Raw genomic sequence first — 24,389 nt, 5'->3', positions numbered from 1 at the left:
TTCGAACAAAAAGCGCAAAGATCGGGCGTGAATGATCGGTTAAATCGATTTGTTCCGTGCAGCCCAGTATTGCTCGGCGATTTCGAACGCCTGTTCCCGGTTTTGGCCAAGACCACGCAGCGCCAACGCCATGGTCGAAATCAGCGCCATTTGCGGGTAGCTGTCGACCACATCACCGCGCCAGACGGCTTTCAGATGTTCGATATCCAGCGACGCCGGTTTGACGTGACGCTGCGCCGACAACTGCGGCCATTCCTCGTCCCAGCTCTCGCCGCCAGTGGTGCCGTACAAGTGGCTGTCGGCATCCGGGTTGATCTCGATTTCGCCGCCGTCGCCCTTGATTACGATCGCCGTATCGCCCAGCAGACCGCTGGCATCGCGGTGCACCGCTTGGTAGCCGGGGTGGAAAATGCTCTGCAAACCGCAACGCGCGCCCAAAGGATTGAGAATCCGCGCCAGCGAGTGGATCGGCGAGCGCAAACCGAGGGTGTTGCGCAGGTCGATCATCCGTTGCAGCTGTGGCGCCCAGTCCACCAGCGGCATGAAGGCCAGGCCGCCGTTATCCAGCGCCCTGCCGACCTGTTGCCAGTTGCGGCACAGCGGAATGTTCAATTCACCGAGCAGTTGTTCGGAATACAAACGCCCGGCGGTGTGCGCGCCGCCGCCGTGCATGAAGATGCGCACGCCGTTCTGCGCCAGGCACTTGGCCGCCAGCAGATACCACGGCAGGTGACGCTTCTTGCCGGCATAGGTCGGCCAGTCCAGTTCCACGTTCAGCGCCGGCGCCTGCAGACGTTCGCGCAGGGCCTCGGTGAAACCGGCCATTTCCTCGGCGCTTTCTTCCTTGTGCCGCAGCAGCATCAGGAAAGCGCCGAGCTGGGTTTCTTCAACCGCTTCGTCGAGCACCATGCCCATGGCTTCCCGGGCTTCCTCGCGGGTCAGGTCGCGGGCGCCGCGCTTGCCCTTGCCGAGGATGCGCACGAACTGGGCGAACGGATGCTCGGCGGGCGTTTCGAGGGTCAGCGCTGGATAGTCGGTCATAGGCAATTCGTCGGTTTGGGCAGGCCCGCCAGTTTCGCGGCGAGTTTGGCAGGGGTGCCTTTGAACAGTCGGTTCAGGTGCAGGCTGTTGCCTTTCTCCGCGCCGAGCTTGAGCGCGGTGTACTTGATCAGCGGCCGGGTGGCCGGCGATAGCTGGAATTCGGCATAGAAGCTGCGCAGCAGTTCGAGGACTTCCCAGTGTTCCGGGCTCAGTTCGATGTCTTCGGCAGCGGCGAGGGCGCTCGCGACCTCTGCCGACCAGTCGTTGAGATCGACCAAGAAGCCGTCCTTATCCAGTTCAATGGCGCGGGCGCCGACGGTCAGCGCATTCATAGCCAGCTGTTGACCTTGTCGTGATGAATCGACAGTTCGACGAAGGCCGGATAATCGATGGCTTCGGCCCAGTCCGGAACCTGCACGGCGCGGGCTTGCGCGTCTTCAGCCAGCACGAACAATTTCACCCGACGGGTTTCCAGCGCATTGAACGGCGCGGTGCCGGGTTGCAGCGCATAAGCGGCATCACCGCACAGCAGCAGCGCGTCGGCAGTGCCGAGCAGACGCAGGCAACTGGTCAGGCGTTCGTCGCCGAACGGGGAATGAGACAACACATGCAAAGTCGACATCAGAGGGTGATCACCTGGTCGTAACGGTCAATAAGGGCGGTGATTTCATCGGCGGCCAAAGGCTGCGCCTCGTCCAGCGAACGATCGCCGAGGCCGCGAACACTGGCGCTGTCGGCGCAGTAGAACAGCTCTTCGACACCGAACATCGGCAGCGCTTGCAGGTTGGCGCTCAGGTCTTTCTGTTGCAGGGCCTTGGCATTTTGCCCGGCGGCCAGTTGCAACACACCGTCGTCGAGAAACAGCAAACCGATCGGCAGATCGAAGGCGCCGCCAGCCAACACGATATCCAGCGCTTCACGGGCGCCGGGGCCGGACCATGGCGATTGACGGCTGATGATCAGAAGGGATTTGGCCATGTCATGCGCCTCCGAAGCAGATCAGACGGTCGGCGTCCTGCACCGCGTCATGCAACTGACCGAGGCCGGACAATTCCCACGGCGCGCTGACCGCCACGGCATCACGCTGATAACGCCCGGCTTCCTCGGCATTCAACACGCCACGGCGCAGGGCGGCGGCGATGCACACCACGCCGTCGAGGTTTTGTTCGGTGATAAAGGCTCGCCACTGCTTGGGCAGGTCCAGTTCGTCCTGCGGCGTGACCACGGCGTCGGACGCGTTGTAGACCCCGTCCTGATAGAAAAACAGCCGGACAATTTCATGCCCGCCGGCCAGCGCAGCCTGCGCGAACAGCAGGGCACGGCGCGAGGAGGGCGCATGGGCGGCGGAAAACAGTGCGATGGCGAACTTCATGACGGACTCGATCAGCAAAACTGCGGCCATGATAAAGCTTTCTCGGCGGGGCGGCGAAGTCGATGTTGCCGCAGACGTCAGCGCGGCATGTAACCCAACTGCCAGCGTCGGGGGATTTTCAGCGAGACCAGGCCGATCAACGCAGCCAGCAATCCGCTGGCGTACAGCGCTTTGAGCCCCAGGTGATGCTCCAGCACGGCACCGAGGATGGCGCCAATGAACATGCCGCTCCACGGCACCAGTTGCACGCGCCAGCCATTGCGTCGCTCGCCCATGATCCAGCGCCCCAGACCGCGGCCGAACCGCGAGAGCGCTCCGGTGACATAGGTCAGCCCGACCGCCAGACCGTTCACTTCCTCCACCGCAGCATTGAGCATGCCCATGGCGATGATTGCCGCCAGCAACGCCGGCAGTTGCACCTCTGACGGCCAGGCAGCAGCCCCGCAAAGCAGCGTCGCGATGCACAGCAGCAACGGCAGTGCGCGGCGCCCGCCGAGGCGGCCGATCACCACACCGAGGGCGTTGCCGACGATGAACGTGGCGACGAGGATCATCAGCCGCAGCGTCAGACTCATATCGCCATCACTGATCGCCACCGCCAGCCGTGTGGTATTGCCGCTCATGAATGAAACGAAGTCGCCGCTGGCCATGAAGCCGATGGCATCGGTCATCCCCGCCAGCACCGAGAGCGCGGCCACCATTGCCAGCCCTATGCGACCGCGCCATTTTTGCGTGTGCAAGTGGCCGGGGCTGGCGCGGTGAGTCGAGGCGGTTGGCAGCATTGGCGCGGATGTCCTTGCGTAGAGGTCAGGGTTCTATGCCATAAAGGTCGCAATATTCCAACCAGTCCATGCCGGCCATCTCTGCCACTTCGCGGTGCACTTCCAGGCGTTGCGCCTGATATTCCTCGGGAGTGGCTGCGGTCAGTTGCAGCGTCAACTCCCAGGCGAACAGACCCTGGCTTTCGGCCTCTGCTTCAAAGGCTTCGTGCAGACGTTCCTCGCGGTACTGTGCCGGGGTTTCGCCTTTGGCCTGGGCCAGTAACGGATTGAGATGGTCGAGGGTTTCGCGCAGCTCGGGGCGTGCGTCGAGAAACAGTTTGAGGGCATGTTCATGTCGCTGGTCGGTAGGCGCCATGGGGGTTCCTTGTGGGGCTGATGACCTTAATGTGCCGCAGCTGTCGGCGGGTGTCGCGCGCTAAATGCAGTAAAGCAGAACGATTTTGCGCGTTGCGGTGATACAGTCCGCTTTTTTCCGAATGAGCGAATGCAATGCGAATGCTGATGGTGGCACTGGCGGCAACCCTGCTGGCCGGTTGCGCGGGTTCGGTGATGGAAGACGCCCGCACTCAAACTCCTTACAAGATCCTGAATTCGGACAAGCCTGAAAAAGTCGTGGCCGAATGTGTGCAATTCGCCTGGCAGGACGAAGCAGTGTTCGGCGTGGATGCGGCGGCCTATCTGCAACCGGGCAAGAAGGGCGGCTCGACGGTCTACACCCGTTCGGCGGAGTCGTTCGTCGACTTGACCACGGATGCGTCCGGCACGGTGCTGAATTACTACGCGCAGAAGGACGACTTTGTCGCCAAGCGACGGTTGGCAGCGTTGGCGACCTGTCTGTAACGAGCGGTTTAATCCGCTGAAGTGTCTACGACCCTCGCCAGTTTGCTGGCGAGGGGGCGCTGAACTCAATCAATCAAGCGTTTCTGGAAAAAGTGCCGCTTGTGCCCCAGCGGATAATCCTTGATCTCGCCACACTCGACGTAGCCAAGCTTCTTGTAGAAACCGGGCGCCTGAAACTCAAAGGTGTCGAGCCAGATTCCCACGCAGTCTTTTTCTCGCGCAAATTCCTCCACCATCTGCATCAGTTTCGAGCCGATACCCTGGCCCCGGCCTTCTTCCGGCACGGCCAGCAACTCGATGAACAGCCACCGATAGAACGTGTGCCCATAAAGGCCACCGAGGATCGCGTCGTTATCGTCGCGCACCAGCAGCGCGACCGGCTCGTACAGCGAAGGGCCGGCCTTGGCGATGTTATAGGCACGCAGGGGCGCGAGGATGGCTGCGCGCTGTTCTTCGGTGGGGTCCTGTGACAGCTCGATCCGCAACGTCATGTTGTCTTCCTTGTAGTAATGAACCCGCAGCCTATCGTGCGGCAGTCGATTGAAGCAATCGCCCGGAACCGTTGCTCCCGCGCCGGGGTCTAGCCCTAGAAGGCGTTCATTCCGAATGCGTTTGCCGAGGAGAGTCCATGAATATTTTCGAAGCCCTTCGCGAGAGCCATGATCGCCAGCGCGGCTATGCCAAGACCTTGATCAAGACCAGCGGCGACACCCCGGAACGCGTCGAAGCCTACAAGCAACTGAAGGCCGAGCTGCAAGCCCACGAGACCGCCGAAGAGCGCCACTTCTACATCCCGTTGATGGAGTTCGACAACGGGGTCGATCTCAGTCGCCACGCCATCGCCGAACACCATGAAATGGACGAAATGATGGAGGAGCTCGACGAGACCGAAATGTCCAGTCCAGCCTGGCTGGCCACGGCGAAAAAGCTCTCGGACAAAGTCCATCACCACTTGAAGGAAGAGGAGCAGAAGTTCTTCCAGATGGCCGGCAAGCTGCTCGACGACAAACAGAAAGAACAGCTCGCCGGGCAGTATGAAAAGGAGTTCAAGGCGCAACTTCCCTGAGTGCTTGAATGCAGGTTTTTGTAATGACGCCGTGTAGGCTTTTTGCCATGCGTCGGGTGAGCGTCGTCGCAATGAACTGTATTTATATCCAGTATTTTCGGTGTTTTTCGACTATTGCCAAGACGGTCTGCGACAAAACCGCCGATGGACAAAAAATCCCCCTCCGTTAGCTTGAAGGCCTCTCCCCGGAAAGGAGAGTTCTTAAATCAATGGAGTGAAAAACATGAATCAACCACAAGCTCAAACCCAACTGCGACACGGTCGCGTCATTTCCCCTGCAAGCCGCGGTGCGGTGGCTATCGAACAAGGATTGCTCGGTGGCTGGCAGGTCAACGAGATGGAAGGCGGCAAGAACTTCCCGGCACTGGTGGCCGGTCCGTTCCCGGCGCCTTTCGAGTCGGACAACCCGAGTGTCGTGCCACCGGCCGACGGGCACATTCTCAGTGGCGGCAAGGACGACGCCCGTGACTGTGTGAACTTCACCGACGAGGAAATGAGCAAGAAACTCGGTCGCCCGTTCACCTGGCCGCTGCTCAACGTCACCCCTGGCCAGACCCTCGAAGTGAAATGGGAATACACCGCGCCGCACACCACTCGCGGTTACCGCTGGCTGATCACCAAGGATGGCTGGGACCCGAAACAACGCATCACTCGTGCGCAACTGGAAACAAAACCGTTCGCCGAGGACTTCTATCCGCAAGTGCCGTACTACAGTCATTCGGCGGAGCTGAAGGCCAAGGTCAATCACGCGGTGAAACTTCCGGCCAACAAGCAAGGTCGTCACGTCATCGTCCTGATGTGGATCGTCGCCAACACCGGCAACGCCTTCTATCAGGCCTTCGATGTGGACTTCAAATAAGTCCGCAACACCTACCTACACGTTCTGAAGGATTAGAACATGTCAAATATCGACTTCACGTTAATGCAAAACCAGGCGAGCGACGCGGCTTCGCTGATGCCGAGCATCGCCGGCAAGAAGATCCTCATGGGCTTCTGGCACAACTGGCCCGCCGGCCCGAGCGATGGTTATCAGCGCGGTCAGTTCGCCAACATCGCTCTGGAAAACGTGCCCAAGGACTACAACGTGGTTGCGGTCGCGTTCATGAAGGGCAGCGGGATTCCGACCTTCAAGCCGTTCAACGTTTCCGATGCCGAGTTCCGCCGTCAGGTCGGCGTACTCAACAGTCAGGGACGGGCGGTGCTGATTTCCCTCGGTGGCGCCGATGCGCACATCGAATTGCGTGCCGGTCAGGAGCAACCGCTGGCCAATGAAATCATCCGTCTGGTGGAAACCTACGGCTTCGACGGGCTGGACATCGATCTTGAACAGAGCGCGATTGATTTCGCTGCCAACAAGACCGTGCTGCCGGCCGCCCTGAAACTGGTCAAGGATCACTACGCAGGCCAGGGCAAGCATTTCATCATCAGCATGGCGCCGGAGTTTCCATACCTGACGACCTCCGGCAAATACGTCGGCTACCTGCAGGCACTGGAAGGCTACTACGACTTCATCGCGCCGCAGTTCTACAACCAGGGCGGTGACGGTGTCTGGGTCCCCGAGGCCAATAACGGCAACGGGGCGTGGATCGCGCAGAACAACGATGCGTTGAAAGAGGATTTCCTCTACTACCTGACCGAAAGTCTGGTGACCGGCACGCGCGGGTTCACGAAGATCCCGGCGGACAAGTTCGTCATCGGCCTGCCTGCCAACATTGACGCCGCTGCCACCGGTTACGTGATCGACAAAAATGCAGTCGGCAACGCGATGAAACGCCTGGCGGTCAAAGGGCACCCGATCAAGGGCCTGATGACCTGGTCGGTGAACTGGGACAACGGCACCAGCAAGGATCGTGTGCCGTACAACTGGGAGTTCAGCCGGCGTTACGGGCCGCTGATCAACGGCGTGGCAGCAGCCACGCAGGTGTCAGATGTCGCAATGGCCGACATGGCCCGTCAGCGGTAAACGAATGAGAAAGCCCGGTAGCGCTGCCGGGTTTTTTTTGAATTACTGAAAAATAAAATGAGGCCAATGTTCTGTAGCTGTTCATCAATTGCAAACAGTGTACCTGACTGGATGTGGGCTTTACATTGTGCTGTTCAAGATGCTTTGAGGCTCATTCTTTGGGCGCGTTGAGTGAATTTAACCATGTTTTAAAATAATCTTGCTGTTCTTTCGGTGTTTTTGAAATATTGCAATCTTCATGGTCGAAAATATGAACTATGTTTTCTCTTCTTGCTGATTTTCCTAGCGTTAATTCATACGCAAGTGAGCCGCCACTCATTTGTGAACACATTCGGGAGGGCGTCACGTTCAATTTGGCTCCCTTGCAAAGAAATGTTATTTTCGGGTGCTCATTCCTGATTTTCGCCAAACAAAGATATAGGTCGTCTGCCTCGTATATTTTTTTAAATCCGTTGCTCATCGAAAACTCAATGGTCCCCTTTGCGGCATCGTAGGACAGATTTGCCTGTTCGAGAGCCTCATTAACGATGATAGATATTTTTTTGTGTTCCATTTCTATTTTCTTTTTGGATTAGGGATTGAGTAGCCTACATAGCTACCATCTTTTTTTAGCGGTGTAACTCCAATAATGTCAGCGCTATGAATGGAGCCTGGAATTGCAACTTCTATCTCGTCTGCAAATGGCACTTGGTTTCCGAGTGTTTTGTTTACATTTATTCCTAGTATTTTTCTAAGTGTGTATAGGTAACCTTTTCTTGTTTTTGAGCTTGTACCAAATTCGATCGCGACAAACTCAGATGGTGATGTGCTGATAAAGTAGCTCGGTGGGTTATTGCTGTCCATGGCGTGTAGCAACAGATCAGTACTTTGGCCTTTGCTTTTGAACCCGTTTTTAAAAACCTCATCGGGATGTTTCACGTCACCGCGATATAAGTATTCTCCTTCTTTTTCTCGGAGCGGAAGCTTGGGCTCACCTTCATTAACTTTGGACCCTTCCACCCCATCCGGCACCGAACATCCCGGCCTATTCGGCGGCGGACAATTGGAAGTCAACCCCAACGGATCCACCCACCCCGTTGGATTCGGCACGTACCGGTATTGATTCAGCCCACCCGCCAGCTTCACCGGATCCGGCGTCAGGTACCGTCCAACGTCCGGGTCGTAGTACCGGTGCCGGTTGTAGTGCAGTCCGCTTTCCGCATCGAAGTACTGCCCCTGAAACCGCAGCGGCTGGTCGAGGTAGTCCTCGGTCGCCAGTTCCAGCGAGGTGACCTTGCCGTAGGCGCTGTATTTGGCTGACCAGACGATTTCGCCGCTGTAGTCGGTCAGTTCCTGCGGGGTGCCGAGGTGGTCGAGCTGGTAGTAGAACGGGCAGGCGCGTTTCGGGCCTTGGCCGTCGAGCATCGCCAGCGGGCGAAAGGTGCCGGGTTCGTAGATGAAGCTGCGGTGTTGTTCTTTGCTGCTTTCGGCGATCAGGTGGTCGCCTTGCCAGAAGAACTCGGTGGTCTGGCCGTCGACGGTTTTGCGGATGCGGCGACCGAAGGCGTCGTATTGGTAGGACGCGGTGCTGCCGTCGGGGCGGGTCAGGCCGATCAGGCGGTGCTGGCTGTCGTAGCGGTATGCAGTGACGAGCTGTTGGGCGCGGCCGCGGCGTTCGCGGATCAGGTTGCCGAAGGCATCGTAGTCGTAATGGCGGTCGCCCTGCATCAGCAGGCGGTTGCCTTTGATGCTGGTCGGGCCGGGCCGATCCTGCAGCAGCAGGTTGCCGGCCGGGTCGTGGGCGAAGTTTTCCGGCACATCGTCGCGGGTGTGGCGCACGCGGATCAGCCGGTCGAGGGCGTCGTACTGGTAGCTGCGCTGACCGTGGCGGGTGTCGGCGATGTGTTCGAGGTTGCCGTTGGCGCTGTAGGCAAAGTCGCGGCGATACAGCGCGCTGCGTTGATGGCCTACGGCGTGGGAGTGCAATCGTCCTTGTTCGTCGTAGGCATATTCGCTGAGCAGTAGGCCTTGCTGGCGCTGCTGTTCGCGACCGTTCAGGTAGACGTGGCGGGTGAGCAAGGCGCCGTTGAGGTCGATCGCGGTCAGCGCGCCGCCCTTGGCGTAGTGGTAATCGAGCTTGCTGTTGTCCGGCAGGCGCATCCGGGTGAGTTGGCCGCAGGCGTCGTAGGTGTAACGCAAGGTGCCCCAGCCCTGATGCTCGCGCACCAGTCGGTCCTGGAGGTCGTATTCGAAGGCCAGCGGGTGATCCTGGCCATCATCCACGCCGACCAAGCGGCCTAGACGGTCGTAGCGGTATTCAACCGTACTGGCATCGGGCAGGGTCTTGAGCAGCAGGCGCCCGGCACTGTCACGCTCGTAATGGGTGACCAGCGTCGAGCCGTCGTCACCGAACTCGGTCTTCTCCAGCAGATGACCGTTGCGGTCATAGGCATACGCGGTACGCCGCCCATCAAAGCCGGTTTCCTGTCGGATCAATCCGGTCGGCGTGTAGTCCAGCCGGTACTTTTCGCCGGACTCGTTCTCGATCTCCGTGAGCAACAGCTGCGCATGGTCGTAGCGGTATTGCAGCCGCGTGCCGTCGGGGTTGATCCGCCGGCTGACCAGGTGCAGGTCGTCGTCATACTCGTAGCGGGTGATGCGCCCCAACTCATCGCGTTCGGCGGTGATCTGGCCGTAGGCGCTGTAGGACCAGGCACGGGTGGCACCGGTCGGCGAGGTGGCCTGGATCAGCCGTCCGACGGCGTCCCACACATGACGGGTGACCGCGCCGTGTTCGTCTTGCGCAGTAATCCGCCGTCCCAAGGCATCGTAGGAAAACTTCCGAACCCCGCCGTCTGGCAAACTCTCCTCGACCAACTGGCCAAGGTCGTTCCACACGAACACGTGCCGACCACTGTCCGGATAACGGACCGACAGCAACCGCCCCTGCGGGTCGTAGTGGTAATGGGTGACATGGCCGTCGGGATCGACCGCCTCGGTGACGTCGCCCTGGGCATTGCGCCGGTAGGTCCACTCCGCGTCGCCCCGGCTACGGCGGTGCAGGAAACCGTTGCGATACTCGTAGGACGTCGGCGTATCGTCCGGCGGAATCAGCGCGATCAGCCGTCCGGCGTCGTCATAGCGGTACTCGGTGACCGCCCCCAGCGCATCCTGCTCGGCGATCAGCCGGCCCTGCGCATCGTAGGCCTTGAGCTGCTCGCCACCGTCGGCCGCGACCTGACGCACCAGCCGCGCCGTGTCGTCGTGGACGTAAACCTCTTCACGGCCGTCGACGTACTGCACTCGCACGCTGCCGGCGTCGTCCCAGACGTAACGCGTGTCCATCTGCGAAAACGACGCCCAGTGCCGCACGCAACGCGCGGCCTTGCCGGAACGTTCCCACTCCCAGAAGAAACTCGCGCCACCGGTTAACTGCCGTTGCAGGATGACGTGCCGGTCGTCGTAGTCGTAACGCTCGCTTTCGCCGACGGCGTTGGTCGCCTCGATCAACCGATGACGGGCATCAAAGCGGTAGCTGACCAGCGTCTGCTCGGTACGCCAGGCAGCTTCGCGCCAGACTTGATAGTCCACGGCCACCAGATGCGCCCGCTCGTAGCGCAGCAACAAGGAACGACCGGCCCCGTTATCGAGGCGCTCAACCCGATCCAGACGATCACGCGTAATACGCAGCCGATTGCCATAGGCATCGCTGACAACCGTCAGACGCCCAGCCCGAAAGTGATAAAACCGCGCCGCGTCCCCCGCCAGCGCAAGGATCAATTCCTCCGGCTCATCCCCAAGAAAGATCGCCGCCCGCGACAGGCTGTTATGAATCGCCGGCCGCTCGACACTCGGCAACGGAAACCGCGTCCGCCGGTTCTCATGGTCAACCCAGAGCACCGAAGCACCCTCGACCTCCAGCCGATGCGCCAGCGAATGGCTCCAGCCAAACCCCAACCCGACATCGATTTCCACTGCACTGGTGCGATACAACCGGCTGAACTCGAACGGCAGCAACCCGTCGAGCACGCCATCGGTCAGGGTCAGCAGCTCCTCACCGGTGACCATCGACACCGGACAACCGTTGGTGCAAGTCCGGGGCACGCAATCGGCGCTGTCGCCGTTGGGGTTCTTCGCCTGAGCCGACGCATCGTCGCGAGGCTCATGCCGCTCCATTCGCGTCGTGCCGTGTGACTTGTTACGTGCAACGGCCGCCGGATTGGGCACCGTCAGCACCTGCGCATCCGCCGTGCGAATCTCCAGCGGAACCGCAGGCGTCGGCCGCAACGGTGCCGGACGCGCATTGATCATCAGCGGTTTCAAGGCGGCCGCATGCCGAGCCAGATCGGGTGCCGAAGTCAGCTCCGCCAAACGCAACGCCGACGCCGCCAGCCATTCCCGGGCACGCGGCGACTTGATCTTGCCGAGCACCTTGGCGCTCAACCACAGCGGAACCCCCATGCCCGCCGACACGCGCATCAACAGAAAGCCGATCAGCAATTCGACCCGAACTTCAGCCACCACCTCGGCCAGATACTGCGGCGGCAGCATCTTCAGCCAACTGGTGAACGCCGCCAGATGAATAAACAGCAACGGCTCGTCGCTGAGCATCAGCAGGCCATTGGCGATGGCCTCGGAGGAGGCCGCGAGCAAGGCTTCCAGCTCGACGCCGGACAGGTATCGCAGAAGTTTTTCGCTGTTGGCCTGCAAGTCGGCGAGCAGGGCGAACAGCTGTTTCACGTCATCCCAGACGCCATTCAGCGCCGTTTCGAAACCGCGCCAGTCGGCCTGCTGCAACTGACCGTAACGCTCCAGGAAACCCGCGCTGGAAAACTCCGCCCATTGCGGTTGAAACCCGACCCATTCCTCACGCAACCATTTTTCCAGGCCATCAATAAGCCCTTGATACGAGGCATACAGCGTCTGGATATGCGCGGTGGAAACATCGGGAAAGAAGGTGATGCGATAACGCTGGCCCCGGTCGCAGTCGTCGACTTCGAGAATGCCGCTGGGGCCGATGGTGTAATGCTGCGGTTCGCCGAATTTCAGGGCGCCGCCGACATCGGAAATGACCGGTTCCAGGGTCACCGGCGTATCGCCGATCGGCACGAAGCGCGCGGCTTCGAACATGTGCACCAGCGTCAGGGGCCCGGCAACGGGGCACATGACTACGGAAGTGCTGATGGGTTTTCGACTGCCAACCGGCGCACTGAGCTGGACATCGTTGCCGACCTTGAACACCTGATCGACATCCAGCGCGGTTCCCGTCCAGAACTGCTCGGCCCAGCTTTCATAGTCGTTGAGGCAGAGGCGGAACTCCTGAAACAGCTTCTCGGCGTCGGGCTGGTCAGGGTTCAGCGCAGCGACCACCAGCAAACCGATGCTGTTGTTCAGTTTCAGGAGTTGGTCAGATGGAAGCATTCGCAGTCACTCGCGCGCATCAAGGGATGGCGCGAAACTTTGCGGGGGATCAAACAGGAAAGAAGTCAGGCAAGTAGGCGATGTCTGTAGGGCGTTTCTCTAATTGCGCTCGGCTATGCCGGGTATTAGCGAGAGGCTGTTCGTTGAGCAGGGCTTTCGCCTACCATGCCATTAACGATATCGATGACAAAAAGGATCGAGCGTCATGCCCAACACCGCCGAGCGGATCAACATCATCGACACTCAGGTGTTGTCCCACGACTGGTATCTGCTGAAGAAAATCACCTTCGACTACCTGCGCAACAACGGTGAATGGCAGCGCCAGACCCGCGAAGTCTATGACCGTGGCAATGGTGCGGCGATTCTGTTGTTCAACCGTGAGAAGCGCACGGTGGTACTGACTCGCCAGTTCCGCTTGCCGGTGTTCGTCAACGGTCATGACGGTCTGCTGATCGAGGTGGCTGCCGGGTTGCTGGAAGGCGCGGCACCGGAGCAGCGTATCCGCGACGAGGCCGAGGAAGAAACCGGTTACCGCGTGCACGATGTGAGGAAGGTGTTCGAGGCTTACATGAGCCCGGGCTCGGTGACCGAGAAGCTGCACTTCTTCGTTGCCGAATACGACGCGGCGTCAAAGGTCAGCGACGGTGGTGGCCTGGAGGAGGAAACCGAGGAACTGGAGGTTCTGGAGTGGCGTTTCGACGATGCACTGGCAGCGTTTCATCGTGGCGAGATCTGCGATGCCAAGACCATCATGTTGCTGCAATACGCCGCCATGAATAACTTTTTCGACGCCTAAAACAGCTCGCCGGTTTTGCCGATGTCTGACCACTGGCCACCTTCCAGTGTCAGCAAGCGCTCCTTGGCCTCAAGGCCGCCGGCAAACCCGGTCAGTTTTCCCGAGGCACCAATCACCCGGTGGCAGGGCGCGATGATCGAAATCGGGTTTCTGCCGTTCGCCGCGCCGACGGCACGTACCGCGCTGGGATGGCCGATCTGTTGGGCAATCTGGCTGTAGGTGCGGGTCTCGCCGAACGGAATGGTCAGCAACGCGGCCCAGACCTTTTTCTGGAACGCGGTGCCGGCAAAGTCCAGTTCCAGATCGAACGCATTTCGCGTTCCTGCAAAATATTCTTCCAGTTGTCGCGCGGTTTTCACCAGTACCGGGTTGTCGGCTGCTTCGGTCATCGGCCCGAGGCGCACCCGGTTCGGTTTATCGTTTTCCCAGAGGATGGCGGCCAGTCGTGAGCCGTTCGCGACCAGCTTCAACTCGCCGACGGGCGAGGGCAGGGTGATGAACGTGTAGGCCATGGGAAAAACTCCGGGTCGGGTCGGCAACAGCGCCCAGCATACTGCCGGATCGGGGAGGCGCAAACCGCAATCGCGACCATACTGGCTGATGCTCTTGAAGCGCTTTCCTACCTTATAAAAAGAAGAGACCGACTCATGAAGTACGAACCTTTTGCCAAATCGCTGATTGCGACCTCATTGGCGCTCAGCTGCCTCATGGCCCATGCCGCCTCGGTTGCCCCGGTCGCAGCCGAAAACGGCATGGTGGTCACCGCCCAGCACCTGGCCACCCACGTGGGTGTCGATGTCTTGAAAAGTGGCGGCAACGCGGTGGATGCGGCGGTCGCCGTAGGCTACGCACTGGCGGTGGTTTACCCGGCGGCGGGCAACCTCGGTGGTGGTGGTTTCATGACCATTCAACTGGCGGACGGACGCAAGACCTTCCTCGACTTCCGGGAAAAAGCCCCACTGGCCGCGACAGCCAATATGTACCTCGACAAGGACGGCAACGTCATTCCTGATCTGAGTACCCGTGGCCACCTTGCGGTGGGCGTTCCGGGCACTGTCTCCGGCATGGAACTGGCACTGACCAAGTACGGCACCAAGCCGCGCAAGGACATGATTGCGCCAGCCATCAAGCTGGCGGAAGAAGGCTTCGAGCTGGAGCAGGGCGACGTCGATCTGCTGGACTACGCCACCGACGTGTTCAAGAAGGACATGAAAGATTCCGGCTCGATCTTCCTCCACAACGGCGAGCCGATGCAGGTCGGGCAGAAACTGGTGCAGAAGGATCTCGGCAAAACCCTGCGCACCATCTCGGAGAAAGGTGCGGACGGTTTCTATAAAGGCTGGGTGGCCGACGCCATCGTCACCTCCAGTCAGGCCAACAAGGGCATCATCACCCAGGCCGACCTCGATAAATACAAGACCCGCGAACTGGCTCCGGTGGAGTGCGACTATCGCGGCTACCACGTGGTGTCGGCGCCGCCGCCAAGCTCTGGCGGGGTGGTGATCTGCCAGATCATGAACATCCTCGAAGGCTATCCGATGAAGGATCTGGGCTTCCATTCGGCCCAGGGCATGCACTATCAGATCGAGGCGATGCGCCACGCGTATGTGGATCGCAACAGCTATCTGGGCGACCCGGATTTCGTGAAGAACCCGATCGAGCACCTGCTGGACAAGAACTACGCGACCAAGCTTCGCAACGCGATCCAGCCGCAGAAGGCCGGTGTTTCGGCTGAGCTGAAACCTGGCGTTGCGCCGCACGAAGGCAGCAACACCACGCACTATTCGATAGTCGACAAGTGGGGCAACGCGGTGTCCGTCACCTACACCCTCAACGACTGGTTCGGCGCAGGCGTGATGGCGAGCAAGACCGGGGTGATCCTCAACGATGAAATGGATGACTTCACCTCGAAAGTCGGCGTGCCGAACATGTACGGCCTGGTGCAGGGTGAAGCCAACGCCATCGCGCCCGGCAAGGCGCCACTGTCGTCGATGAGCCCGACCATCGTCACCAAGGATGGCAAGGTGGTGATGGTGGTGGGCACGCCGGGCGGCAGCCGCATCATCACCGCGACGCTGCTGACCATGCTCAACGTTATCGACTATGGCATGGGCCTGCAGGAAGCGGTCGATGCGCCGCGTTTCCACCAGCAGTGGATGCCGGAGCAGACCAACCTCGAAGACTACGCCGCCAGCCCTGACACGAGGAAGATTCTCGAGAGCTGGGGCCACAAGTTTGCGGGCCCGCAGGACGCCAACCACATCGCCGCGATCTTGGTCGGAGCGCCGTCGCTGGGCGGTAAACCGGTGGGCAAGAACCGCTTCTACGGCGCCAACGATCCACGGCGCAACACCGGGTTGTCTTTGGGTTACTGAGAAGGGTAAAAAGGGGGCGGGCACACGTCCGCCCCTGTCTCAAGGACCGATCAAGGAAGGCTCACCATGACCACCGCATTGCTGATCATCGATGTCCAGCGCGCCCTGTGCACAGGCGAATACGAGTGTCACGACATCAAACGGGTGATCGACACCATCAACGGCCTCAGCGCCCGGGCGCGCAAGGCTGGCGTCACAGTCGTGCTGATCCAGCATAACGAGAAGGACAGCCCGCTCACCTACGGCGCCGAGGGCTGGCAACTGGCCGATGGCCTGAATACCGCACCGAGTGACCTGCACGTCGACAAGACCGCCAACGACTCGTTCTACCAGACCAACCTGCAAAAGCTGATCCCCCGGGAAGACTTCGACCGTCTGGTGATCTGCGGTCTGCAGACCGATTACTGCGTCAACGCCACCGTACGCCAGGCCCATCAACTGGGCTACGACGTGGAGCTGGCCGCCGACGCGCATTCCACCGTCGACAACGGCAACATGAGCGCCGAAGACATCATCGCCGAACACAACAAGGACTGGGCGCACCTGACCGGTTCGGTGGCGCGGATTGATGTGAAACCGGCGGCCGGGATCGCGTTCTGACTCTCTTGAAGTAATCGGTGAAATTTCCAGAGCATCGATAACCCGGGCGCGGCATACTGCCGCCGCCTCAGGAATGGAATCTGTCGATGCTCGCTTTCAATCTCCGTCACGCCTTGCTGCTGACGCCCCTCGTTTTTGCTGCCAACTCCCACGCTGCCAGTTTCGACTGCGCCGGCGCTTCCAGTCCGGTTGAAAAAGCCATTTGTGCGGATCCGTATACCTCGAGTCTTGATGAGAAACTCGGGAAGCTCTGGACGACAACGCTGGCGCAGGTGGCTGACCCGCAAGCGCTCAAGGCTGATCAGCGTTTGTGGTTGAAAAAACGCAATCAATGCGCCGCTAATGGCTCCTGTCTGCGTCGTGAATACCTGATGCGTCTGAAAGCGCTTGAATACGTGACCAAGCCGTTCAGTTGGGATGCCACCTGGAAGATAATCCCGTGGGGAGTTTCATCGGCGGCAGAGATAACAACCAGGCGTCTGGACGCCACTCATATTGCTTTTGATATTTCTGCGTCGAATGGTGGCAATTCTGGAGACATGGACGGTGTGGCCACAATCGACGGTGACGTAGCGCATTTCGAAGGAGGGAGCTGTACCCTGAAGTTCAGTGCGTTCAACGGTTTGCTGGATGTCGATTCGGATGGCGGTGACGGAGCGTGTGGTGGCGGAATGGGCGTTTACTATGGCGGTCGGTATGTGGCATCTGAACAACCGATCGCGATTGAATACGACTTGCTGAGCCTTGGCGTAGTTCATACGCAGCAAGAAGACCAGACGTTACGCACGTTGCTCAAAAGTGACTATCAAACGCTGCTACAAAATAGTGGCTCGATGGCAACGGGTGAGAACTCTATTGATGTGCCGGAGGGGGAAGTCAATGAGCTCTGGTTGCGAGGCCTGGCTACCAGCAATGCGGCGATTCTGATGAGCGCGCCGGGAGGCCGAATCTGGCTGGTGCTATTGGTTTTCGATGAACAACGTAAAGTCAGGGCGCGGTATTACACCAATGTTCCCAAATGGAAAACCCAAGTGCCTGATGTGCTGTTGGCGTGGCGTGAACGCTTGGCGGGGAATACAACATTGCCTTTGGACCTGATGCCCTGACTTCGCCGCTCAAGTCGCAAACATCAACCTGCGCACATCACTCACCGGCTCGGACACCACACCGCCCAGTACCAGCCGCGTAATGGTATCCGCCGCCCTTTCATAATCCTCATCCTGCGGCACTTCCTGCCCGGTGATGCGCCCTATCTGCCAGCCGATATTGGTGTAGGTGCGCGTCGCCGACCAGATGAACAACATCAAATGCTCGGGATCCACCGGCGCCAGCAAGCCGCGCTCGATCCAGCTGCGCAGGCACTCGACATTGCGCCGGGCTTCGGCGTGCAGCAGGTCGCGGCATTCATCGGGTAGTTGGCGACCGCCCAGCAGCAATTCACCACTGAACACCTTGGCAATCGCCGGATGCTCGCGGGCGATGCGGATGCGGGCCGCGACGTAGGCGCGCAGGCCGATCAGCGGGTCATCACTTTCGCGCAGCACCGCCGAGGCTTCCAGCAGCGGTTCGACGAAGCCGAGCAGCACTTTGCCGTAGAGGTTTTCCTTGCTCTGGAAGTAGTAATAGAGATTGGCCTTGGGCACCCCGGCGCGGGCCGCGATGTCGCGGGTCTGGGTCGCGTCGAAGCCGTTGGCGGCGAACTCTTCGCTGGCGGCCTTGAGAATCTGTTGCTGGTTGCGTTCGCGGATGCTGCTCATGGAAGGCGTTGAAAGTCTGGCGATTTCGGGTTCGCAATATACAAAACTATATAGCGATTAAGCCAGCGAACTCGACGGACAGCGCTATGCTGCTGCAATCATTTGACGGGATCGGGGAGGGGATATGAGTCTTCAGGCAATACGCGCCAGCGCGGAACATCTGGATGCCGTGGCCGAACTGTTCGACGGTTATCGCGGCTTCTATGGCCAGCCATCGAACCTTGAGCAATCGCGGGCCTTTATTGCCGAGCGCATGGCGGGCAATGAATCTGCGATTTTTCTGGTTCAGGATCAAAGCGGCGAAGCGCTGGGGTTCGTCCAGTTGTACCCGACGTTTTCTTCGATAGACGCCCACCGCACCTGGCTGCTCAGCGACCTGTTCACCACACCGGCCGCTCGAGGCCGTGGCGTCGGGCGATTGCTGATGAACACCGCCCGCGACTTCGCCGTGGAAACCGGTGCCAAGGGCCTGGTGCTGGAAACCGCCACTGACAACTTCACGGCTCAGGGCTTGTACGAATCCCTTGGCTGGGTGCGTGACACAGGCTATTACACCTACAACCTGGATCTGCGACAGGGCTGAATAGTCGTTTTTTCAGGTTTTTCCCGAAACAGGTCTTTCCCCGAGCAAATGTGATCACTAGAATCCGCCCCGGCGCTCCACGTGGAGGCTCTTTGATATCACTTTAGGGACGACATAATGCAATTCGGGAAAATCCTTGCGCTGGGTCTGGTGCTTACGCTGGGCGGTTGTGCCAGTTTCACCAAGGACGAAGTCGCACCGGTCACGCTGCCATCGATGGCCAGCTACGCCAACAAACCTAACGTCTATGTCGATTTCGACTTCTATCAGGGCGAGCCAAGTGCCGCCGCCGTCGAAGTGCCGCAGGCGCGCGACAGCCTCAAGCCCCAGCTGCAAAAGATCCTGAAGGATTCCGGTCTGTTCGGCCGCGTGACTCTTGACGAGTTCGAGAAGCAGCCGGGCGACTACAGCCTGCGTCTGAAAATGTACAACCATCCGCCGAGCGCCGGTTCGATGGTGATGGCCTACATCAGCGGCTTCAGCATGATGGTCATTCCGGCCTATGGCACCGACCAATACACGCTGAGCCTTGAATCCCTGGATCAGAACGGCCAGGCACTGGCCAAGGCGAGCAACCATGACGCCGTCGGTACCTGGGTCGGCATTTGGTTTATCCCACTGATGGGCAACACCACCAAAGACGCGGTGAACGACACCTTTACCCGTCAGGTCAACGCGCTGCTCAAGCAGTGGGTCGACACCAACAACCCGAAATACTCGGCGCTCGAGACCCGCATCCCACGGGCATGACGCAAAAAAAAGAGCCGCAATCGCGGCTCTTTTTTTCGCCCTTACTTCAGGGCCTGGATGAACTGAGGATCGCTGTACAGATCCTTCAGCAAATCCTTCAGCATCGGGTTGTAGGCGTTGGTGGCGTTGGGAATCGCGATGAAGCCAAAGAAGCTGCTGCTCCATTGATGGCTGACTTCCTTTGTCGCGTCGTACACCACGTTCTTGCCGTCGAGCATGGTGAAGCGCGCGGCGATCTTGCCGTCACCGGTGCCCATCCCGGCGTTCAACTGGTTTTTCACGACCAGTACCTGCAGGTGACGAGTGGCGTTCGGATCGAGGAGGCCAGCCTTGCGCAGTTCCTCGGTGATCGCATCCTGGATGTGCGCCGGGATGCTGCCTGTCGGCGACTTGATCGGGTTGGCGCGAACCATCAACGAGCCTTCGCCAGACTCTGCGGTCACCTGCGGATTGCTGATCGCGTGCAGCGGCGGGGTCTGCTTGAGCTTCTGGACGTTGTCGAAGCTTGGCTCGTAGCGGGTCATGGTCATGCCACAGCCTTGCAGCAGCAGTGCAAACAGCGGGACCAACAGCAGCGTTTTTTTCACGGCAGTTCCTTGCGCGTTGAAGAGGGGCGCGAATTATGGGCAGAGTGCCATCATCCGGCAACCTGCTTTACCGTGAATCAATCGGCCTGGCGCAACAATGCTTCGATCCGTGCCAGTTCCCAGGTACTCAGCAGGCTTACCGGATCGGTGCCAAAGCGTTGTCGGGAGTCGAGTGTCCAGCGACGACCTTGCGGACAACGACATTCGCAACAGTGGTGCAGGTGTTGGCCGTCGAAGTCGAGTTGCAGGTTCCAGCCCTCGATGTCGACTGAAACCTGACCGGGTCGCGGGTCCGTCACCCGCAAGAGGCAAACACCCAACGCGGCATCGCGCAAGCGCTGGCAGACTTCGCGGGCGGATAGAGATGACATGTGCAAACCCGAAGATCAACGAAGCGCGCAAGCATAAAGTGCCGGGCCGTCCCTGTCAGCGATCGCTGGCCCGTGCCCGGGCAATTGCGTAACATCCGCAACCCTCTTTTTCCCGTGAATACAGCGGCCGCCAGTCTCGGCCGCGCTGTCAGGTAAGCCATGAAACCGATTCGTCTGCGCGCCGATGTCCTGGCCGGACTCACTACCTCGTTCGCCCTGTTGCCCGAATGCATTGCGTTCGCGCTTGTGGCCCACCTCAATCCGCTGATGGGCCTGTACGGCGCCTTCATCATTTGCACGCTGACCGCGTTGTTCGGCGGCCGGCCGGGCATGGTCTCCGGGGCGGCCGGTTCGATGGCGGTGGTGATCGTCGCGCTGGTGGTGCAACACGGCGTGCAGTACCTGCTGGCGACGGTGTTGCTCGGTGGCCTGATCATGATGGCGTTCGGGCTGTTGCGCCTGGGCAAACTGGTGCGCATGGTGCCGCACCCGGTGATGCTCGGGTTTGTCAACGGTCTGGCGATCATCATTGCGCTGGCGCAACTGGAGCATTTCAAGAGCGGCGAGAAATGGCTCAGCGGCACGCCGTTGTACTTGATGGCCGGGCTGGTGTTGTTGACGATGGCCATCGTCTACATCCTGCCGCGCCTGACCCGCGCCGTGCCGCCGGCACTGGTGGCGATCCTCGGCGTCGGGGCGCTGGTCTATCTGCTGGTCCTGCCGACCCGCACCCTCGGCGACATGGCGCACATTGCCGGCGGTCTGCCGACGTTCGCGCTGCCGGACATCCCGTACAACCTCGAAACCCTGCGCATCATCGCGCCCTACGCGATCCTGATGGCGCTGGTCGGCCTGCTGGAGACCCTGCTGACCCTCAACCTCACCGATGAAATCACCGAAACCCGTGGCTACCCGGATCGCGAATGCGTGGCGCTGGGTGCGGCGAACATGGTCTCCGGCGCGTTCGGCGGCATGGGCGGTTGCGCAATGATCGGCCAGACCGTGATCAACCTCAGCTCCGGTGGACGCGGGCGATTGTCCGGCGTGGTGGCGGGCGTGCTGATTCTGTTGTTCATTCTGTTTCTGTCGCCGCTGATCGAGCGGATTCCGCTGGCGGCGCTGGTGGGCGTGATGTTCGTGGTGTCGCAGCAGACGTTTGCCTGGGCCTCGTTGCGGGTGCTGAACAAAGTGCCGCTCAACGATGTGCTGGTGATCATCGCGGTCACCACCATCACGGTGTTCACCGATCTGGCTACGGCGGTGCTGTGCGGGATCATCATTGCCGCGCTGAATTTCGCCTGGCAGCAGGCGCGTGAACTGTACGCCGATGAACATCTGGAAGCCGACGGCAGCAAACTCTATCGACTGCACGGCACGCTGTTCTTCGCCTCGACCACGCCGTTCCTCAATCAGTTCGACCCGGCCAACGATCCACAGCGGGTGACGCTGGACTGCCGGCATCTGAGCTTTGTCGACTACTCGGCCATCGCCGCGCTGAAAACCCTGCGCGAACGCTACGCCAAGGCCGGCAAGCAGTTGCAGGTGTTTCACCTGTCCGAGCGCTGCAAGAAACTGCTGAAACGCGCCGGGGTCGATCACGACTGAACAATTGTGGGAGCCAGCCTGCTGGCGATGGCGTCAGGTCGCTCAAAAAGCTTTGAATGACACACCGCTTTCGCCAGCAGGCTGGCTCCCACAGGTTTTCTGTTAAATCAGGCATCGATAGCCGGGAAGTCGATGTCGGTCAGTGCGGTGTTGTTGAGGTAGTTGGTCAGGGTCTGCACGGCGACGATGGCGATCACTTCGATGATCTTCTTGTCGTCGATGCCGGCGGCGCGGGCGGCGGCGATCTGCTCATCGCTCAGATGACCACGGTTTTCCGTCAGTTGATGGGCGAAGGTGGCGAAGGCATTCAGCCTGCCGTGACGCGCTTCGATGATTTCTTCTGCTGCCAGCCCGGCCTTGCCGGCGAACAGGGTGTGCGCTGCCAGGCAATAATCGCAGCCGTTGACCTGCGACGTGGCGAGGTACACCGCCTCTTTTTCCTTGGCGCTCAGGGACGTTTTGCCCAGCGTGGCAGAGGCTTGCACGTAGGCATCCAGTGCAGCGGGGGCAACCGCCAGGGTCTTGAACAGGTTGGGCAGGAAGCCGATTTTTTTCTGCACGCCTTCCAGGGTCGGGCGGGTGGCTTCGGTCGCGGTTTCAAGGGTGATCGGGGCAATGCGGCTCATGGTGATTCTCCGAAAGTCCGGTGCGAAGTGCGCCAGGGATGGAGGTCATGTTATTGAGCGAGGCTGGTGCCTTGGGTGCAAATCGTCGAGGATATGCGACAGATCGTCCAAACCTGTCGTCGGGGATTCGTCCATGGATCGCTTGTCCACGTTGCTCAGCCACTTCGGCGTGAATGCCGGCACCTTCCACAGCGGTACTTTCTGCGGCATCAGCGCCTATGGTGGCGATCAGGTCTGCGGCCATGTGCATCTGTTGCAGGCCGGGCAAGTGCTGCTCAAACCGGGGAATGACCCCGAACTCACGCTCAGCGAACCGACGCTGATTTTCTTCCCCCGACCGTTTGCTCACCGACTGTTCGCCGACGAGGCCATGAACACGCAACTGGTGTGCGCCTCGCTGACCTTCGATGGCGGCGCGGGCAATGCGCTGGCGGCGGCGCTGCCGGATTATCTGGTGCTGAAACTCGCTGACCTGCCGGAAATGGCCAGCACTCTGGAGTGGTTGTTCAAGGAGGCATTTGACGGTCATTGCGGGCGTGAAGCGGTGATGGATCGGCTGTTCGAGCTGTTGGTGATTCTGCTGCTGCGGCATCTGATCAGCAGTCGCAATCAGCAACCGGGCATGATGGCGGGGCTGGCCGACCCGAAGATTTCCCGCGCATTGAGCCTGATGCATGACCAACCGGCCAAGGCCTGGAGCGTCGCCGAACTGGCCGCGACCGTGCATTTGTCCCGTGCCGGTTTTGCCGAGCATTTCCGGCGAGTGGTGGGGCAGACACCGGTGGATTATCTGGTGAGCTGGCGAGTCAGCCTCGCGCAGAAACGTCTGCGCGAAGGACGGCCGATTGCCTTGATCGCCGAAGAGGTCGGCTATGAAAGTCCTTCGGCGCTGGCCCGGGCGTTTCGGCGCAAGACCGGGCTCAGTCCACGGGAGTGGAAAGCGGGAACGAGCTGATCATCGGGCGAATTTCTTCGCCCCGGCCACGCACAAAATCACACCCAACGTGACCACCAGCATGCCGACGCTGACGTGTTCATGCAGCAACGTCGCCGCCAGCGCCAGGCCGAAAAACGGCTGCAACAACTGCAACTGTCCGACTGCCGCAATCCCGCCCTGAGCCAGTCCGCGATACCAGAACACAAAACCGATCAGCATGCTGAACAGCGAAACGTACGCCAGGCACACCCACGCCGACACGCTGATGCCGCTGAACGAGGCGGGCGCCCGCCATACGCTCAACACGGCCATCACCGGCAGCGACAACACCAGTGCCCAGCAGATCACCTGCCAGCCGCCGAGGCTGCGCGACAGTTTGGCGCCTTCGGCATAACCGAGACCGCAGGCGAGAATCGCCGCCAGCATCAACAGATCCCCGGTGGGCGAAGCGGTCAGTCCCTGGGAAACCGCAAAGCCGACCACCAGCGAACTGCCCAACACCGAAAAGATCCAGAACACCGGACGCGGCCGTTCACCGCCGCGCAGCACGCCGAAAATCGCCGTCGCCAGTGGCAGCAATCCTACAAACACAATGGAATGCGCCGACGTCACGTATTGCAGCGCGAGGGCGGTCAATAGCGGGAATCCCACGACTACGCCCAATGCCACGATCAACAACGAGAACCACTGATCCCGCGCCGGGCGTCGTTCACGAAACAGCCACAACAGGCCCAGCGCCAAGACCCCGGCGAGGGTGGCGCGGATGACGGTGAGGAACACCGGGTCGAATTCCAGCACCGCCAGCCGCGTGGCCGGCAGCGAGCCGCTGAAAATCACGACGCCGATGAAACCGTTGATCCAGCCACTGGTTTTTTCCAGGGCCGGGGCGGGCAGATTCGTGGTTGGATCCATGTCGGGTCAGGCTCAAAAGTGGGGTT

Annotated in this window: 27 protein-coding genes and 1 pseudogene; 12 read left to right on the top strand and 16 right to left on the bottom strand. The window is 60.2% G+C overall.

What is annotated here, in order from left to right; translation table 11 throughout:
• Positions 1-39 precede the first annotated feature (39 nt).
• The 7 genes from DLD99_RS17880 to DLD99_RS17850 all read right to left on the bottom strand — a co-directional run bounded on the left by DLD99_RS17880 (position 40) and on the right by DLD99_RS17850 (position 3,550).
• Positions 40-1,041, bottom strand: a complete 1,002-nt coding sequence (locus DLD99_RS17880; RefSeq protein WP_114883998.1) for a glycosyl transferase family protein — start codon at positions 1,039-1,041, stop codon at positions 40-42.
• Positions 1,038-1,373: a TusE/DsrC/DsvC family sulfur relay protein gene (locus DLD99_RS17875; protein ID WP_007958196.1), complete on the bottom strand. Its 336-nt coding sequence runs from the start codon at positions 1,371-1,373 to the stop codon at positions 1,038-1,040. Before DLD99_RS17875 ends, DLD99_RS17880 begins: the two co-directional genes overlap by 4 nt.
• Positions 1,370-1,663, bottom strand: coding sequence for a sulfurtransferase complex subunit TusB (tusB, locus tag DLD99_RS17870; protein WP_114883996.1), 294 nt, complete (start codon positions 1,661-1,663; stop codon positions 1,370-1,372). Before tusB ends, DLD99_RS17875 begins: the two co-directional genes overlap by 4 nt.
• Complete coding sequence (tusC, locus tag DLD99_RS17865) at positions 1,663-2,019, bottom strand: sulfurtransferase complex subunit TusC (protein WP_064597714.1); 357 nt, start codon at positions 2,017-2,019, stop codon at positions 1,663-1,665. The genes tusB and tusC overlap by 1 nt, the downstream gene beginning before the upstream one ends.
• A gap of 1 nt (position 2,020) precedes the next feature.
• A complete protein-coding gene (gene tusD / locus DLD99_RS17860) occupies positions 2,021-2,413 on the bottom strand; it encodes a sulfurtransferase complex subunit TusD (RefSeq protein WP_114886736.1) in 393 nt (130 codons plus the stop codon).
• A gap of 77 nt (positions 2,414-2,490) precedes the next feature.
• The gene (locus DLD99_RS17855) at positions 2,491-3,195 is read right to left on the bottom strand and encodes a YoaK family protein (RefSeq protein ID WP_114883995.1); all 705 of its coding nucleotides are present in this window, start codon (positions 3,193-3,195) and stop codon (positions 2,491-2,493) included.
• Between the two features lie 25 nt (positions 3,196-3,220).
• Complete coding sequence (locus tag DLD99_RS17850) at positions 3,221-3,550, bottom strand: DUF6388 family protein (protein WP_085712368.1); 330 nt, start codon at positions 3,548-3,550, stop codon at positions 3,221-3,223.
• Between the two features lie 134 nt (positions 3,551-3,684).
• Between DLD99_RS17850 and DLD99_RS17845 the strand changes: the two genes are divergently transcribed.
• Positions 3,685-4,035, top strand: coding sequence for a hypothetical protein (locus DLD99_RS17845; protein WP_114883993.1), 351 nt, complete (start codon positions 3,685-3,687; stop codon positions 4,033-4,035).
• Positions 4,036-4,100: 65 nt separating this feature from the next.
• On the opposite strand, the gene DLD99_RS17840 is transcribed toward DLD99_RS17845, so the two are convergent.
• Entirely contained in the window at positions 4,101-4,526 is a 426-nt protein-coding gene (locus DLD99_RS17840) for a GNAT family N-acetyltransferase (protein WP_085712366.1), read from the bottom strand.
• Positions 4,527-4,663: 137 nt separating this feature from the next.
• On the opposite strand from DLD99_RS17840, the gene DLD99_RS17835 reads away from it, so the two are divergent.
• The 3 genes and pseudogenes from DLD99_RS17835 to DLD99_RS17825 form a co-directional block, all read left to right on the top strand.
• Positions 4,664-5,101: a hemerythrin domain-containing protein gene (locus tag DLD99_RS17835; protein ID WP_085712365.1), complete on the top strand. Its 438-nt coding sequence runs from the start codon at positions 4,664-4,666 to the stop codon at positions 5,099-5,101.
• 223 nt (positions 5,102-5,324) lie between these two features.
• Positions 5,325-5,960 carry a lytic polysaccharide monooxygenase auxiliary activity family 9 protein gene (locus DLD99_RS17830; protein WP_114883991.1) on the top strand — a complete coding sequence of 212 codons (636 nt, stop codon included), beginning with the start codon at positions 5,325-5,327 and terminating at the stop codon, positions 5,958-5,960.
• A gap of 39 nt (positions 5,961-5,999) precedes the next feature.
• Positions 6,000-7,001 (top strand): annotated as a pseudogene (locus DLD99_RS17825) (chitinase); the annotation flags it as partial.
• Between the two features lie 214 nt (positions 7,002-7,215).
• Here the strand turns inward: DLD99_RS17825 and DLD99_RS17820 are convergent.
• Both DLD99_RS17820 and DLD99_RS17815 read right to left on the bottom strand, forming a co-directional pair.
• The gene (locus DLD99_RS17820) at positions 7,216-7,617 is read right to left on the bottom strand and encodes a hypothetical protein (RefSeq protein ID WP_114883987.1); all 402 of its coding nucleotides are present in this window, start codon (positions 7,615-7,617) and stop codon (positions 7,216-7,218) included.
• Positions 7,618-7,619: 2 nt separating this feature from the next.
• Positions 7,620-12,464, bottom strand: a complete 4,845-nt coding sequence (locus DLD99_RS17815; protein WP_114883985.1) for an RHS repeat-associated core domain-containing protein — start codon at positions 12,462-12,464, stop codon at positions 7,620-7,622.
• A 205-nt stretch (positions 12,465-12,669) separates the two neighbouring features.
• Between DLD99_RS17815 and DLD99_RS17810 the strand changes: the two genes are divergently transcribed.
• Entirely contained in the window at positions 12,670-13,260 is a 591-nt protein-coding gene (locus DLD99_RS17810) for an NUDIX domain-containing protein (protein ID WP_085711599.1), read from the top strand.
• Here DLD99_RS17810 and DLD99_RS17805 read toward each other — a convergent pair.
• Entirely contained in the window at positions 13,257-13,772 is a 516-nt protein-coding gene (locus DLD99_RS17805; protein WP_114883984.1) for a methylated-DNA--[protein]-cysteine S-methyltransferase, read from the bottom strand. The two genes, DLD99_RS17810 and DLD99_RS17805, sit on opposite strands and share 4 nt — an antisense overlap.
• A 135-nt stretch (positions 13,773-13,907) precedes the next feature.
• On the opposite strand from DLD99_RS17805, the gene ggt reads away from it, so the two are divergent.
• From ggt to DLD99_RS17790, 3 genes are all read left to right on the top strand, one after another.
• A complete protein-coding gene (ggt, locus tag DLD99_RS17800) occupies positions 13,908-15,635 on the top strand; it encodes a gamma-glutamyltransferase (RefSeq protein ID WP_114883981.1) in 1,728 nt (575 codons plus the stop codon).
• Between the two features lie 66 nt (positions 15,636-15,701).
• Positions 15,702-16,235, top strand: coding sequence for a cysteine hydrolase family protein (locus DLD99_RS17795; RefSeq protein ID WP_114883980.1), 534 nt, complete (start codon positions 15,702-15,704; stop codon positions 16,233-16,235).
• 86 nt (positions 16,236-16,321) lie between these two features.
• On the top strand, positions 16,322-17,341 hold the full coding sequence (locus DLD99_RS17790; RefSeq protein ID WP_114883978.1) for a lysozyme inhibitor LprI family protein: 1,020 nt from the start codon (positions 16,322-16,324) through the stop codon (positions 17,339-17,341).
• 9 nt (positions 17,342-17,350) lie between these two features.
• Here the strand turns inward: DLD99_RS17790 and DLD99_RS17785 are convergent, their stop codons facing one another.
• A complete protein-coding gene (locus tag DLD99_RS17785; protein ID WP_114883977.1) occupies positions 17,351-17,992 on the bottom strand; it encodes a TetR/AcrR family transcriptional regulator in 642 nt (213 codons plus the stop codon).
• Positions 17,993-18,116: 124 nt separating this feature from the next.
• On the opposite strand from DLD99_RS17785, the gene DLD99_RS17780 reads away from it, so the two are divergent.
• Together DLD99_RS17780 and DLD99_RS17775 are read left to right on the top strand one after the other, a co-directional pair.
• Entirely contained in the window at positions 18,117-18,575 is a 459-nt protein-coding gene (locus DLD99_RS17780) for a GNAT family N-acetyltransferase (protein ID WP_114883975.1), read from the top strand.
• A 117-nt stretch (positions 18,576-18,692) separates the two neighbouring features.
• A complete protein-coding gene (locus tag DLD99_RS17775) occupies positions 18,693-19,325 on the top strand; it encodes a hypothetical protein (protein ID WP_114883973.1) in 633 nt (210 codons plus the stop codon).
• Between the two features lie 41 nt (positions 19,326-19,366).
• Here the strand turns inward: DLD99_RS17775 and DLD99_RS17770 are convergent, their stop codons facing one another.
• A complete protein-coding gene (locus DLD99_RS17770) occupies positions 19,367-19,912 on the bottom strand; it encodes a hypothetical protein (RefSeq protein WP_114883970.1) in 546 nt (181 codons plus the stop codon).
• A 77-nt stretch (positions 19,913-19,989) separates the two neighbouring features.
• Positions 19,990-20,283 carry a DUF7693 family protein gene (locus tag DLD99_RS17765; protein WP_114883968.1) on the bottom strand — a complete coding sequence of 98 codons (294 nt, stop codon included), beginning with the start codon at positions 20,281-20,283 and terminating at the stop codon, positions 19,990-19,992.
• 159 nt (positions 20,284-20,442) lie between these two features.
• On the opposite strand from DLD99_RS17765, the gene DLD99_RS17760 reads away from it, so the two are divergent.
• A complete protein-coding gene (locus DLD99_RS17760) occupies positions 20,443-21,888 on the top strand; it encodes a SulP family inorganic anion transporter (RefSeq protein WP_114883966.1) in 1,446 nt (481 codons plus the stop codon).
• Positions 21,889-21,995: 107 nt separating this feature from the next.
• Here the strand turns inward: DLD99_RS17760 and DLD99_RS17755 are convergent, their stop codons facing one another.
• Complete coding sequence (locus DLD99_RS17755; RefSeq protein WP_114883964.1) at positions 21,996-22,514, bottom strand: carboxymuconolactone decarboxylase family protein; 519 nt, start codon at positions 22,512-22,514, stop codon at positions 21,996-21,998.
• Between the two features lie 133 nt (positions 22,515-22,647).
• Between DLD99_RS17755 and DLD99_RS17750 the strand changes: the two genes are divergently transcribed.
• On the top strand, positions 22,648-23,469 hold the full coding sequence (locus DLD99_RS17750; RefSeq protein WP_114883962.1) for an AraC family transcriptional regulator: 822 nt from the start codon (positions 22,648-22,650) through the stop codon (positions 23,467-23,469).
• Here the strand turns inward: DLD99_RS17750 and DLD99_RS17745 are convergent, their stop codons facing one another.
• The gene (locus DLD99_RS17745) at positions 23,470-24,363 is read right to left on the bottom strand and encodes a DMT family transporter (protein ID WP_114883960.1); all 894 of its coding nucleotides are present in this window, start codon (positions 24,361-24,363) and stop codon (positions 23,470-23,472) included.
• Positions 24,364-24,389: the final 26 nt, after the last annotated feature.

The organism is Pseudomonas kribbensis, from assembly GCF_003352185.1.
In the GTDB taxonomy this organism is placed as follows: Bacteria; Pseudomonadota; Gammaproteobacteria; order Pseudomonadales; family Pseudomonadaceae; genus Aquipseudomonas; species Aquipseudomonas kribbensis.
This window is presented reverse-complemented; position numbering and strand designations above follow the sequence as displayed.